The organism is Bowmanella pacifica (assembly GCF_014645355.1).
GTDB classification, from domain to species: domain Bacteria; phylum Pseudomonadota; class Gammaproteobacteria; order Enterobacterales; family Alteromonadaceae; genus Bowmanella; species Bowmanella pacifica.
The window spans coordinates 109,489-122,906 of sequence record NZ_BMLS01000008.1 but is presented as its reverse complement, the minus strand read 5'-3'; the positions used below and the strand labels follow the sequence as shown (position 1 = coordinate 122,906).

The 13,418-nt window shown below is 49.7% G+C and carries 15 protein-coding genes; 7 read left to right on the top strand and 8 right to left on the bottom strand.

Going from position 1 to position 13,418, the window contains the following annotated elements; translation table 11 throughout:
- Positions 1-61 precede the first annotated feature (61 nt).
- Positions 62-328 (top strand): hypothetical protein, encoded by a 267-nt coding sequence (locus tag IEX02_RS18615; protein ID WP_188698817.1) that lies wholly within the window; start codon positions 62-64, stop codon positions 326-328.
- Between the two features lie 132 nt (positions 329-460).
- Here IEX02_RS18615 and kdsA read toward each other — a convergent pair whose 3' ends face one another.
- From kdsA to hemA, 8 genes are all read right to left on the bottom strand, one after another.
- Positions 461-1,312, bottom strand: coding sequence for a 3-deoxy-8-phosphooctulonate synthase (gene kdsA / locus IEX02_RS18610; protein ID WP_188698815.1), 852 nt, complete (start codon positions 1,310-1,312; stop codon positions 461-463).
- Positions 1,309-2,556, bottom strand: a complete 1,248-nt coding sequence (locus tag IEX02_RS18605) for a DUF819 family protein (RefSeq protein WP_188698812.1) — start codon at positions 2,554-2,556, stop codon at positions 1,309-1,311. The genes kdsA and IEX02_RS18605 overlap by 4 nt, the downstream gene beginning before the upstream one ends.
- A 33-nt stretch (positions 2,557-2,589) precedes the next feature.
- Positions 2,590-3,408 (bottom strand): SirB1 family protein, encoded by an 819-nt coding sequence (locus tag IEX02_RS18600; RefSeq protein WP_188698808.1) that lies wholly within the window; start codon positions 3,406-3,408, stop codon positions 2,590-2,592.
- 48 nt (positions 3,409-3,456) lie between these two features.
- Positions 3,457-3,834, bottom strand: coding sequence for a SirB2 family protein (locus tag IEX02_RS18595; RefSeq protein WP_188698805.1), 378 nt, complete (start codon positions 3,832-3,834; stop codon positions 3,457-3,459).
- 144 nt (positions 3,835-3,978) lie between these two features.
- Positions 3,979-5,538 (bottom strand): DUF3369 domain-containing protein, encoded by a 1,560-nt coding sequence (locus IEX02_RS18590; protein ID WP_188698991.1) that lies wholly within the window; start codon positions 5,536-5,538, stop codon positions 3,979-3,981.
- An 88-nt stretch (positions 5,539-5,626) separates the two neighbouring features.
- Positions 5,627-6,481 carry a peptide chain release factor N(5)-glutamine methyltransferase gene (prmC, locus tag IEX02_RS18585; RefSeq protein ID WP_188698802.1) on the bottom strand — a complete coding sequence of 285 codons (855 nt, stop codon included), beginning with the start codon at positions 6,479-6,481 and terminating at the stop codon, positions 5,627-5,629.
- A complete protein-coding gene (prfA, locus tag IEX02_RS18580) occupies positions 6,471-7,559 on the bottom strand; it encodes a peptide chain release factor 1 (protein ID WP_188698800.1) in 1,089 nt (362 codons plus the stop codon). The genes prmC and prfA overlap by 11 nt, the downstream gene beginning before the upstream one ends.
- Positions 7,560-7,574: 15 nt before the next feature.
- Positions 7,575-8,831, bottom strand: coding sequence for a glutamyl-tRNA reductase (gene hemA, locus IEX02_RS18575; RefSeq protein WP_188698989.1), 1,257 nt, complete (start codon positions 8,829-8,831; stop codon positions 7,575-7,577).
- A 127-nt stretch (positions 8,832-8,958) separates the two neighbouring features.
- On the opposite strand from hemA, the gene lolB reads away from it, so the two are divergent.
- The 6 genes from lolB to pth all read left to right on the top strand — a co-directional run bounded on the left by lolB (position 8,959) and on the right by pth (position 13,415).
- Positions 8,959-9,549 carry a lipoprotein insertase outer membrane protein LolB gene (lolB, locus tag IEX02_RS18570; protein WP_188698798.1) on the top strand — a complete coding sequence of 197 codons (591 nt, stop codon included), beginning with the start codon at positions 8,959-8,961 and terminating at the stop codon, positions 9,547-9,549.
- Positions 9,534-10,391 (top strand): 4-(cytidine 5'-diphospho)-2-C-methyl-D-erythritol kinase, encoded by an 858-nt coding sequence (gene ispE, locus IEX02_RS18565; protein ID WP_188698796.1) that lies wholly within the window; start codon positions 9,534-9,536, stop codon positions 10,389-10,391. Before lolB ends, ispE begins: the two co-directional genes overlap by 16 nt.
- A 151-nt stretch (positions 10,392-10,542) precedes the next feature.
- Entirely contained in the window at positions 10,543-11,490 is a 948-nt protein-coding gene (locus tag IEX02_RS18560) for a ribose-phosphate pyrophosphokinase (protein WP_188698794.1), read from the top strand.
- A gap of 163 nt (positions 11,491-11,653) precedes the next feature.
- The gene (locus tag IEX02_RS18555; protein ID WP_188698792.1) at positions 11,654-12,037 is read left to right on the top strand and encodes a hypothetical protein; all 384 of its coding nucleotides are present in this window, start codon (positions 11,654-11,656) and stop codon (positions 12,035-12,037) included.
- Positions 12,038-12,192: 155 nt separating this feature from the next.
- Positions 12,193-12,825 carry a 50S ribosomal protein L25/general stress protein Ctc gene (locus IEX02_RS18550; RefSeq protein ID WP_188698791.1) on the top strand — a complete coding sequence of 211 codons (633 nt, stop codon included), beginning with the start codon at positions 12,193-12,195 and terminating at the stop codon, positions 12,823-12,825.
- Between the two features lie 5 nt (positions 12,826-12,830).
- The gene (gene pth, locus IEX02_RS18545; RefSeq protein ID WP_188698788.1) at positions 12,831-13,415 is read left to right on the top strand and encodes an aminoacyl-tRNA hydrolase; all 585 of its coding nucleotides are present in this window, start codon (positions 12,831-12,833) and stop codon (positions 13,413-13,415) included.
- Positions 13,416-13,418: the final 3 nt, after the last annotated feature.

Below are 13,418 nucleotides of genomic sequence, written 5' to 3'. Positions count from 1 at the left end.
TCTGTAACGAGAATCTCACGAAAGCGTAATTTTAACATTATTTTTACTTAAGGTATTGCAGATGAAAAACTCTATCAAATTTCTAAGCGTCAGCCTAGCATTGCTGACCAGCCAAATCGCTAACGCCAATCTTTTACTCGATAAAGAGTGGTTAGCAGAACAAACCGTCGCTCAGGTACAAGAAGCGGTGGCCGGTCTCGACTTACCCTTAACTAAACCCGTTATTGAAGAAGTTAAAAGCGTCTTAACGCTGACGACTGAGGATAACAACGCAGACCTCATCGTTAAAGCGGTTTCAAAACAGGAATTGCTCAGTAAAGCCGATTAATTTTTATCTGCAATTCCCTCAACCTAAGGTATTCGGTACCTTAAGTTCAGAATTACGCCCTGACGACGGGGTGCATTTACCCCGTCTTCTTGTGCCGTTTCCAAAAAATATCCGTGACAACGGCCAGTTGCACTAGCTGGCGCTAGTATCCAGCGGCGCAAACCCTTTAATCAACTCGTCCAACGCCTTCATCTGAGCCAAATACGGCTCCAATTTATCTAATTGTAATGCGCAGGGACCATCGCATTTAGCTTGATTTGGATCTGGATGCGCTTCGATAAACAGGCCCGCCAATCCGAGCGCCATACCGCTGCGCGCCAGTTGCGCCGCCTGCGCACGGCGTCCATCAGCAGAGTCAGTACGTCCTCCTGGCTTTTGTAATGCGTGAGTAGCATCAAAAATAACCGGTGCAAAGGCCTTCATTTCGTCCATCCCCAGCATATCAACCACCAGGTTGTTATAACCAAATGAACTGCCCCGCTCGCACAAAATCACCTTATCATTGCCCGCTTCCATAAACTTGTTAATGATATGACGCATCTCATGTGGGGCCAGAAACTGTGGCTTCTTCACATTAATTATCGCGCCGGTTTTGGCCATAGCCACCACCAGGTCGGTCTGACGAGCTAAAAATGCAGGTAACTGGATCACATCTACCACTTCGGCAACAGGTGCAGCCTGATGAGGCTCATGCACATCAGTGATCAATGGCACCTCAAACTGGCGCTTAATCTCTTCAAATATACGCAGCCCTTCTTCCATACCAGGTCCTCGGTAGGAGTGGACCGAGGAGCGGTTTGCTTTGTCAAACGAGGCTTTAAATACATAAGGGATGCCTAACCGCGTAGTGACCTCTTTATAATGCTCCGCAATACGTAGTGCTAGCTCACGGGATTCCAATACATTCATCCCTCCAAACAAGACAAAGGGCTTATCATTAGCGACTTGTACGCCAGCGAAATCTATCTGCTGCAGGTTACTCATCCTGCTACTCCTTTCATAATCAAACCACAAAGATAGGCCATGTAGGTGCCCAGACCATACCCCATCACAGCCAGCAAGATCCCAACCGGGGCCAGCGAGGGATGGAACGCCGCGGCAACCACGGGCGCAGAGGCCGCACCACCCACGTTAGCCTGACTACCTACGGCCATATAAAAAATTGGCGCTCGAATCAGCTTCGCCACACCCAGCATTAATCCAGCGTGGACGGCCATCCAAATAAGCCCCAATAGGAAAAATATTGGTGTTTCAGCAATTTTAGTAACATCCATATGCAGACCAATAGTGGTAACCAGGATATATACAAACAAGCTTCCCACCTTGGATGCACCCGCCTGTTCCAGGTGACGCAACGGACTGAAGGACAAAGCAATACCTATAGTAGTAGCGGTTACCACCAGCCAGAAAAACTGGCTATGCAGACTATACTGCTCTCCCCACGGCGCATACTCCACCATCCAGGGCTGGATAGTATCAGCCAGAAAATGGGCAATCCCACAGGCGCCAAAACCAATGGCAAAGATGGCCACCAGATCACTTAACTGGGGGATACGGCGCTTCTCGGCTTCATATTTCTCAACTTTGACAATGATATCCTGAATCGCGGAGGTGTCAGCCCCACTTTTAGCATCCAGTTGCTTCGCATTGGCCGCCATAATCAGCAGTACGGCCATCCATAAATTCGCGACGATAATATCGACGGTTACCATGGTAGAGAAAATACCGCCGCCGACCTCAAAAATCTCTTTCATGGCTGCCTGATTAGCTCCACCACCGATCCAACTGCCGGCAATAGTAGTCAAGCCACGCCAGACCTCGTCCGGTCCCTGACCATTCATGGCCTCTGGCGCTATCGCCGACATAATCAACAAAGCAATAGGTCCGCCGATGACAATGCCCACTGTACCGGTGAGAAATAAGATCAATGCCTTAGGACCAAGCGCAATAATAGACTTGAGATCCATGCTCAGGGTCAATAGCACCAGACAAGCCGGCAACAGATAACGAGACGCCACATAATAAGCATTGGACGTATGACCATCGACAATCCCAAAGGTATTCAACAAAGACGGCAAGAAATAGCAAAGGAGTAATGCCGGCACATAGCGATAAAAACCTTTGAAAAAAGGATGATTACTATGTGAGGTATAGAATACGCCGCCCAAAATCAGGGCAAGTAAACCGATCACCACAGCGTCATTGGTGACCAACGCGGAATGGGTCATTATGACCTCCTTATTCGATAAGGTAGCCGACACTTAATGCAGGATGGCCGGTTCCCTGAGGTAATGCTTCAGTTGTAGTTTCAACAGCATAGCCGCCGGGTCCTGTGGACACTGGCTAATGTAATAGCGATAGTCTGCCAGCGCCCCGTTATGACAATCAAGCTGTTGCAGTAAAAAGCCCCGATCACGGCGCTCATAAGGATCATCAGGGTGTAACTGCACCAGCATGTCACTGGCTTGCCAGGCTTGCTCAAACTTAAGCTCGTACATAAATGCACTTTTAAGGTTAAGTAGCAATCGCGTGACAATATCCTCCTGGCTGGCGGGCTCCAGCCAACGCAACCAAGGTAATGCCTCTTCGTCCTCTTCATCATCATGGTGAAAATCAGATAACAAGGCCTGACACTGCGACTCCAACTGCACCCAGTCCAACAACTTACCGGTCAAGGGATCATAAAATTGCAATCGTCCGGATGCCAAACGCAGACGGATCAGAAAATGACCGGGTAAGTTCACCCCCTGCAAATCGAACCCGAGTAGTTTGCCCAGATGGCAAAATAACAATGCCAGACAAATACAGCCACCGGTGCGATAAGCAATCACTTTGTCCATGCGGACCATATCTGAGGCAAACAGATCATGACCGGGCCCAAACGCCAACTCGGTATAAAAAAAACGCACATAAGCCGCAAATGGCTCGGCCTCACCGTCCAGTCGCTGGCGCCCCATCGCTGCCCACGCCTCTAACTGATTGAGAGAAGCATCAACATCGACAGGACCGAACAATTGCCCAAGCATTAACGCAGCGCACAGCGGCTCCGCCTGCTCAATACGGGATAATAAAGACGACACGTTCTACCTCTGGCGGTAACTACATCAGGGTCGACAAACCGCCAACCTTTAGGAGAATAATAACGGCTGCTTAAATACGGCGACCTTGGCGGCAAATACCAACCAACTTATCGCGCCGACAAATCCAATCCAACGAACGGTGTTAGTACGCCCTAGCTTAAGAGCAACCAATCCCATCAGGATATAGAGCAGCACCGCCATGACTTTCTCCGTTACCCAGGCATTCACAAAGGGGTATTGTGCAATCAATACGCATAATGTGAGGGCACTTGCCAGTAAAACGGTATCCACAACATGAGGAACGACTTTGACCCATTTTTTCTGCAACATAGGCGAACCTCGTTGCTTCCAGAAAAAACGTAAAATAAACAGCGCCAGGCTGATAGCAATGGCGGTGAGGTGAAGGTGTTTAACTAGCATGTACATAGCGCTAACCCGCTTATTGTAATTATATTGTCTGGAGCATCTTGCCCCGTTGCGCCACAACTTTACTGTGCTCACCGACCAAAAGCGAGCACAGTGTTAAGGGACAGTACTAACTCCATGATCGGGGGCGAAATTTATTGTTCGTTATAAACCAGGTAAATCATCAGGGTAGGCAAAGCAAATTGCTTCCAGCTTTTCCCGGTTAGCCAGCATAATATCCACCAAACAAGGGTCAAACTGCTTACCACGTTGCGACTGAATCAAATCCAGGACCTTATCCAACGGCCAGGCGTCCTTATAACAGCGTTTTGCGTGCAAGGCGTCAAAGACATCTGCTAAAGCGGTTATACGGCAGAATATATGAATCTCCTCGCCTTTAAGCCCCCTAGGGTAACCATTTCCATCCCAATACTCGTGGTGATCTCTGGCTAGCAATGCCGCCGCTTTGATGATTGGCCGGCGGGAGTCTTTCAGTAATTCATAACCAAACTCAGCATGAGTGCGAACAATTTCCTGCTCTTCTTCGTTCAGTTTGCCAGGCTTTAGCAAGATAGATTCGGGTACCTTCAATTTGCCAACATCATGCAAAGGTACTGCCAGTTTCAACACATCCAGATCGTCCTGGCAAAGGCCATATTCTCTGCCTAACATTTCGCTGATCAGTGTCATACGCTGAATATGTTTGCCGCCGCCCATCTCCTTTTCCAGGATCTGACCCAGTCGCTCAACGATTTCCCGCTGGGTATCTTCAATATCCTTAGTCAGCAGCACATTATCAAAGGCGATTTGCACGTTTTGCGAGAATATTTCCAGTAAGCGTTTATCCGTGTCCGTCAGGCGTCTTGGTAACCCTGACAGATACAACAGCGAGCCGCGCATGTTTTTACTGTTGCAATAAGCAACCAGGTATTCGTCGGCATAGACAATTTCCTGCTCGCGCAGCGCCTGACGACAGGAGTCCAGTTGTGCGCCGCTGAGCACCCTATCTAACGGGCGTCCCTCCAAATTAGCAAAGTCGCCCTTACCGGTGAAAACATAAAACTCTGAGGATACTTCATTATCGATAGGACGGGGCCCTGCTACCGCCGATGTGATGTAAGCAGCATCCTGTGTGCCCCCTAGCAATGAGGATAATTGCTGTACGATACCGTCTATAAAATTTTCGAGGGAGTGGATGCTGAAGAGGTCGGCCGAAGCGGCAATGATTTTTTCCAATCCCTTACGGTTTTCCTCAATCACCATAATGTCGCGGTAGGAGCGCAGTGTGGCAATCACCACGGTAAAGAGCTTCTGTGCGGTCAACTCGGTTTTGGATTTATAGTCGTTGATGTCGTAGTTGATAATGACGTGCTTTTCGGGGGCCTGGCCCGGCTGGCCGGTTCTGAGAATAATGCGGGTAAAATGATTGTTGGCCTCGCCACGAATAAACTCGGCAACCTGCAACCCCGCATCATCGGTCTCCATCACCACATCCAGCAATACAATGGCGATATCGTCATGTTCAAGGAATATGCGCTTAGCTTCAGCGCCGGTGTAAGCGCTGATAAACTCAATGCCCTTATCCTGAAAAACAAAGTCGCTCAGTGCCAGTTTAGTGACCGCATGTACTTCAGGTTCGTCATCAACGATCAGAACTTTCCATGTACTTCTTTCCTCTACGACTTCCTCTTCCGATTCATCCAGGAACAACAGATCGTCTGACATCATGGCGCCTCCGCGTCTACCCTTTAAGCTTTCTCTATTTTTAATGCTACCCCGTTAGCAGGATAGTCTGTCTGAGCAAGACGGCAACTTATGGCGTATTTGACCACTGCCCCAGGGTAACCCTGTCCAATCCGGCCAAATCTTTTATGGTATCAACACCGCTAAAACCGGCCTGGTGCATCAAGTCTCTTACCGCCTGCCCTTGTGCATGTCCATGTTCCAGTAGTAACCAGCCAGAATCAACAAGATATTGACTTGCCTGGGAAATTATTTTTTTCAGGTCGGCCAATCCATCGTCTTCAGCGGTTAAAGCACTGAGAGGTTCGAACCTGACATCCCCTTGCTGCAAGTAGGGGCTGTGAGGCTCCACATAAGGAGGATTACTGATAATCAATGAGAAACGTTGCTGACCAAGTGCCGCAAACCAGTTACTGGTAAAAAAACGCACTTGCTCCAGTTGGTTTTGCCGGGCATTGTGAGTCGCCAGTTCAACACTCTGCTCAATACGGTCAACCCCGATCACCGACCAGTTACGTCTTTCACTGGCAAGCGCCAGTGCAATAGCCCCAGTTCCAGTACCAAGATCCAATGCAGTGATGGGGCTCTCGTCAAACAAGGACAATGCCGTTTCGACCAAAAGTTCCGTTTCAGGGCGAGGGATAAGAGTATGTGCATTTACAGCGAGGATTAAGGTCCAAAAGTCCCGGGTCCCCGTCAGATGTGCCACTGGCACCCCTTCCTCACGCTGAAGAATAAGTTGTTGATACTGCAGCCAGGTCTGTGGGTCCAAGGGCTTTTCAGGCCAGGTATGCAGATATACAGCTGGTACTTGTAAGCAATGACAAAGTAATACCCGGGCATCCAGATTGGCGGAGTCGGAATCGACCAACCGGGGTTTTGCCCAATTTAACGCATCCTCAATGGTGGGCGTATCAGGCTTCATCAGACAAAGATGCCAACAAGTCGGCCTGATGCTCCTGACGAATAGGCGCTAAAATGCCATCCAGGTCGCCTTCCACAATCTCATCAAGCTTATACAAGGTCAGGTTGATACGATGGTCTGTCACCCTGCCCTGTGGGAAATTATAGGTTCGAATACGTTCGGAGCGATCGCCGCTACCAACCAGATTACGACGGGTACTGGCTTCTTCTGAAGCCCGCTTATCCTGCTCCATCTGATTTAACCTGGCTTGTAATACCGACATCGCCTTAGCGCGGTTCTTGTGCTGAGAGCGTTCATCCTGACACTCCACCACCAATCCCGTCGGCAAGTGAGTGATCCGAATAGCCGAATCCGTCTTGTTAACGTGCTGGCCACCTGCTCCGCTGGCTCTGAAGGTATCAACCTTCAGCTCAGCAGGGTTTATGGTAATGGCTTCCGACTCGGGCAACTCAGGTAATACCGCCACAGTGCAAGCCGAGGTGTGAATCCGCCCCTGCGACTCGGTTTCCGGCACCCGCTGTACACGGTGACCACCAGATTCGAACTTAAGGATACCGTATGCACCATCACCTATCACATTGGCGATCACTTCTTTAAAACCGCCATGCTCCCCCTCGTTGGCACTGACGACTTCTACCCGCCAGCGACGAGCCTCAGCATAACGGCTGTACATACGGAATAGATCGCCGGCAAAAATCGCGGCTTCATCGCCACCTGCACCGGCTCGAATTTCTAAGAAGCAGTTACGGTCATCATTGGGGTCTTTAGGTAACAGCAGCACCTGTAATTCGCTTTCCAGGCTGACCAGACTTTGCTTAGCCGATTTTATTTCTTCCTCGGCCATCTCACGCATCTCTGCATCGTCTTCTTTGAGCATTTCCTGGGCACTTTGCAGATCATCCTGTGCCTGACGATACGCGCGGAAGCACTTTACCAACTCTTCCAACTGCGCATATTCTTTGGACAAACTACGAAACTTTTCTTGATTGGAAATGATGCTGGCTTCCCCCAGCAGCGCTTGGACTTCTTCAAAACGCTCCATCAGGGATTCAAGTTTAGCTAATACGGATGGTTTCATAATATCTTAATTTTCCTAGATCTTTTCCAATCCCAAGGCCCGTTGCAATAGGCTGAGGCTGTTATTGTCCTGACTGAGAGCGGCCTCTTTAATGGCTTGAGTAGGCGCATGAATGAGGCTGTTAGTCAGCTTATTAGCCAGCTCAACAATAACCTCCTCCGGATTCTTGCCATCTGCCAGTTGCTTTAGCGCCCGCTCTTGTAGCTTTTGCTTATTTGCCTCGCTTTGCGCCCGGTAGTCCCTTACCAAATCCATCGATGCCTGAGCATCATGCCACTGGACAAATTCACGAACCGCAATGTCGATCATGGATTCAGCTTTTTCGGCCGCACTCTGACGGGAAGCCAGATTCTGCTGCACAATTTGCTGCAAATCATCCACGGTATAAAGGTAAGCGTCGTCCAGTTCAGCCACCTCGGCTTCGATATCTCTGGGCACCGCTAAATCCACCAGAAACATGGGCTGATGACGACGATTTTTCAATGCCCGCTCAACCACACCTTTGCCAAGAATAGGCAGTTGACTGGCGGTGGAGCTGATGACCATGTCCGCATCGGCAAGGTGTTCTGATATCTGTGCCAGGGTCAGTACTTTTGCCCCAAGCGGTGTCGCCAATTCTTGCGCCCGGGCTAAGGTGCGGTTGGCGACCATCATGCTATGCACTTTTTGCTCACTTAAATGACGAGCAACCAGTTCAATGGTTTCGCCGGCGCCAATCAACAAAACCTTAATTTTATCCAGCGAGGAAAAGATATGTTTAGCCAATTGCACGGATGCATAAGCCACAGATACCGCATTGGCACCTATATCCGTATCCGAACGAACTTTTTTAGCCACCGCAAAGGTTTGTTGAAATAACCTGTCGAAACGGCTTCCTACCATGCCGCTGTCTTTGGCACAGACAAAGGCTTGTTTGACCTGCCCCAGTATCTGTGGCTCGCCCAAAACCAGAGAGTCCAGGCCACTGGCAACCCGCATTAAATGTCGAATAGCCTCTTGTTCTTCATAGATGTAACTATTGGACTGCAGGGTTTGTTGTTCCACACTGTGGAACTGCGCCAACCACGCCACCAGGGCAGGATGAGATAGATTCTCTGACTGGGTATAGATTTCAGTGCGATTGCAGGTGGAAAGTATCACAGATTCCTGACTGCCCAGTTCACTTCGCAATGACAGCAAGGCGTCAAGCTGAGCATCGGCTGAAAATGCCACTTTCTCTCGGACATCCACAGGAGCCGTGTTGTGATTGATACCGAGTGCGAGTAAGGCCATGTAGTTGTCGAGTACTTTGAGATATGCCAAGGATTACGGCGTCGCATTGTACGCAAAAGCCAAACCTATTGAAAGCATCCGCCATTCTGTGTTCCCATAGCCGCCACTCAAGTCTTGGATTGATATCATGCCTTTCAACCGTCTGCGCCTGTTGGGCTGCCTGTTGATCGTTGCTTTGCTGAACGCCTGTGCCACCCGCCCGGTGGTAGACTATTCGGTTAATGCCCGTCAACATCAACAGCAGTTAGCACAACTTCAGGATTGGCGCATTAATGGAAAATTGGCCTACAAAGGCGAAAAGGAACGTTTCAGCGCTACACTCAACTGGCAACAACAAGATGGCGATTATTCGCTGGGCCTGAGCAGTTTTATTGGCACCCGTATTCTGACACTGCAAAAATCCCATCAACTGATTAGTCTGGAATATGAAGACCGCACTTACCAGCATCATGATGCCAGTGCTCTGCTCTATGAACTCACAGGATGGGCAATCCCGGTGGAACAGATTCCGGCCTGGCTAAAAGGACAAGTACTCCCCGACAACCAGGCAATATTTTCAGATAACGGGCTACTGCAGCAAATCCGTACCCCACAAGGTTGGCAGGTCAATCTCAGTGATTACCGTCAAACGGCGCACTATATTCTGCCCTACCAACTGGAACTTAAAACCCCCAGCGACCAGATAAAAATTCGAGTAGATAAATGGCAAGTGAACTAACCTGGTGGCCATCCGTGGCCAAGCTCAATCTGTTTTTGCATATCACCGGCAAACGACCAGACGGTTATCACAATCTACAAAGCTTATTTCAGTTACTGGATCACGGCGACAGGTTGGCCTTTGAGCCGACCGAGAATGGCAAAATTCAGTTAATGACACCATTGCAAGGGGTCGCTGACGAAGACAATCTGATTGTCAAAGCGGCCAAGATACTCCAACCATTTGCGTCGCCCCATGCGGGATGTAAAATCTGGCTGGACAAACAGTTGCCTATGGGTGGAGGCATTGGCGGCGGTTCTTCCAATGCTGCCACCACCTTGGTGGTTCTGAATCATCTTTGGCAATGTAATCTCGCTCTGGAAAGCCTAGAAAAACTTGGTCTGCAACTGGGCGCGGACGTTCCGGTTTTTGTCCATGGCCGCACTACCTTTGCCAGCGGTGTGGGCGAACAATTTGTAGACGCCCCACAACCACAGCACTGGTTTTTAGTCGCCAGCCCCGGGGTACATATTGCTACCGCGGACATTTTTCGTCACCCAGAACTCCCCAGACAAACCCCGGTAATGCACTGGCAAGACTACCATTTCGATAGCACAAGCAACGACTGTCAGGAACTGGTCTGTCGATACCATCCGAAAGTTGCAAAGCTATTACACTGGTTGTTAGAATACGCGCCGTCGAGAATGACGGGCACGGGTTCCTGTGTCTTTGCCGTTTTTGCAGACCAATCGCAGGCTGTGAAAGTACTAGAAGCTATGCCTGATGAATTTATGGGGTTTGTCGCTCAAGGGGTCAATATTTCCCCTCTGCACAGTCAACTTGAGCAATGCAAAACGGACTAGACTAAGTAAACGTTCCTATTGCCATAAAGAAGAATGGGGTCAGGGTAAAATTACACAGCCGGGATTTTCAATAAACACCTGTGAATGCGTGAATTTTACCCTGACCCCATTTTTTTTAACCTGTAATCAATAGCCTACTGAGGATCCTACTGTGCCGGATATGAAGCTATTTGCTGGAAACGCCATTCCAGAACTCGCCCAGAAAGTCGCCGATCGACTCTACACCAAACTGGGCCATGCCAGTGTAGGACGATTCAGCGACGGCGAAATCAGCGTCGAAATTCACGAAAATGTGCGCGGCTCTGATGTCTTTATTATCCAGTCGACCTGTGCTCCAACCAATGACAACCTGATGGAGCTTATCGTGATGATCGACGCCCTGCGTCGCGCATCCGCCGGTCGTATCACTGCGGTATTGCCCTATTTCGGTTATGCCCGTCAGGATCGTCGCGTTCGCAGTGCGCGCGTGCCGATAACTGCCAAAGTGGTTGCGGATTTCTTGTCTAACGTTGGGGTTGACCGTGTGCTGACCGTTGACTTGCACGCAGAGCAGATTCAGGGGTTCTTTGATGTTCCCGTGGACAACGCCTTTGGTACCCCCATTCTTTTAGAAGATATGCGTCAGCGTCAGTTTGACAACCCGGTGGTGGTGTCTCCCGATATTGGCGGTGTCGTTCGAGCCCGAGCCCTGGCGAAGGTAATGAATGATATTGACCTGGCCATTATCGACAAGCGTCGCCCAAAGGCAAACGTGTCTCAGGTGATGCATATTATCGGTGATGTTCAGGATCGCGACTGTATCATTGTGGACGACATGATTGATACCGGCGGCACCTTGTGTAAAGCCGCACTGGCATTAAAAGAGCATGGCGCCAAGCGCGTGTTTGCTTATGCCACCCATGCCATTTTCTCTGGTAATGCAGCACAAAATCTTAAAGAGTCTGTGATCGACGAAATCGTGGTTACCGACAGCATCCCGCTAACTGCGGAGATCAAGGCGCTGGATAAGGTTAAACAACTGAGTTTGTCCAATATGCTGGCCGAAGCCATTCGCCGTGTCAGTAACGAAGAATCTATCTCAGCTATGTTCGAGTACTGATAGAGATGCCTTGCCGAAAGCCGCACATGCTAGTGCGGCTTTTTTATGCCCATTTTTCAAAATATAGCTACCTTTCATACCACGGCATCACATCCATTGCTTGATTCGAACAAGTTTCAGCCCTACCTTGGTGACTAAACTTAGTCCGATATCAAGGAAGCTTATGCGATTAATCACCGGATTGCTGCTGACCGGCCTGTTGGCAGGCTGCCAGACTGAAACACAAGACACCACTCCCCAAGCGCCCCTTCAGCAGGAGCCTGCCATGACATCGAGCTCAGACAAAACCGCTAATCTGATCTTTAAGGGCACAGTAAAGTTCAAAAGTTTTGAAGGCGGCTTTTATGCCATTGACGCGCATAACGGTGAGAAATACCACCCTATGGGTCTGGACAAAGAATATCGCCGCGATGGACTGATTGTAACGGTAGAAGCCCAAACCATCCCCGATCTTATGACCATTCAACAATACGGTACCCCCATCAAAATCTTGTCTATTAAGGTTATTGATGACAGCCAGGTCAGCGAAAAAGGCAATGAGAGGTAAAGCTAGCCCTTATCTCCTGGCAAACAGCCAGGCTCGCTAACGTCTTGTGTCCCCCCGCCCCCGGTGTTAGAATTCGCCGCCCTTTTTCAAAGGGTGGATAATTCATGTGGAATTTTGGTCGCGAAATCCCACCTACTTAATATTTGGAGTAAATTATGTCTGAAGCGATTTTTAATCTGGATGCAGAAGTCCGCACAGACCTGGGGAAAGGTGCGAGCCGCCGCCTGCGTCGTGAAGATAAAGTACCTGCAATCCTGTACGGTGCCGGTGAAGAGCCTGTTTCTTTGACTCTCGAGCACAACAAAGTACTGCAAGCGCAAGAATTCGAAGCGTTTTACAGCCACGTTCTGACTCTGAACATTGCTGGTAAGAAAGTAGAAGCGCTGGTTAAAGACATGCAACGTCACCCTTTCAAGCCTAAAGTCACCCATATCGACTTTTTGCGCGTTGACGCTAAGCAAGCACTGACCACCAACGTACCTTTGCACTTCATCAACGAAGACACTGCACCAGCTATCAAGACCCAAGGTGGTCACGCTGAGCACCACGTTGCTGACGTAGCTATCAGCTGCCTGCCAGCCAACCTGCCTGAGTTCATCGAGGTAGATTTGACTGCAGTTGAGCTGGGTCAAACCTTGCACTTGTCTGACCTGAAACTGCCTAAGGGTGTTACCCTGGTAGAGCTGGCCAAAGGCGCTGATCACGACCAAGCCGTTGTGACCGTCAAGGCTGCTAAAGGTGGTGCTGCCGCCGCCGAAGGCGAGGACGAAGCCGCGTCTGAGGAGTAATCCTCTTGGCTGATATCCAGCTGATTGTGGGCCTGGGTAATCCAGGCCCCGAATACGAAAAAACCAGGCACAACGCAGGTGCCTGGTTTGTTACTGCCCTCGCCCGCCAGTATGGCATCTCCCTAAGTCTGGAAAATAAATTTTCTGGCCTTACCGGACGCGGCACTATTGCCGGTCACGACGTGCGCCTGCTTATTCCCATGACATTTATGAACCGCAGCGGTCAGGCTGTGGGTGCCATGACGAATTTCTACCGTATTCACCCCACCAATTTATTGGTTGCGTTTGACGAGTTGGATCTGCCTCCAGGTATTGTCAAACTGAAAACCGGTGGTAGTTCAAGTCAAAATGGCATTCGGGATATCGTCGCTAAACTGGGCAACAATAAAGATTTTCACCGGCTACGTATCGGCATCGGTCACCCTGGTGATAAGAGCAGAGTCACTGGGCACGTGCTGGGTAAAGCACGAGCAGAAGAGCAGCAACTTATGGACGCTGCTATCGACGAAGCCGTACGCTGCACGGAAATACTATTAAAAGACGGGATGACCAAGGCCATGAATCGCCTGCACTCGTTTAAAGCGGAATAACTT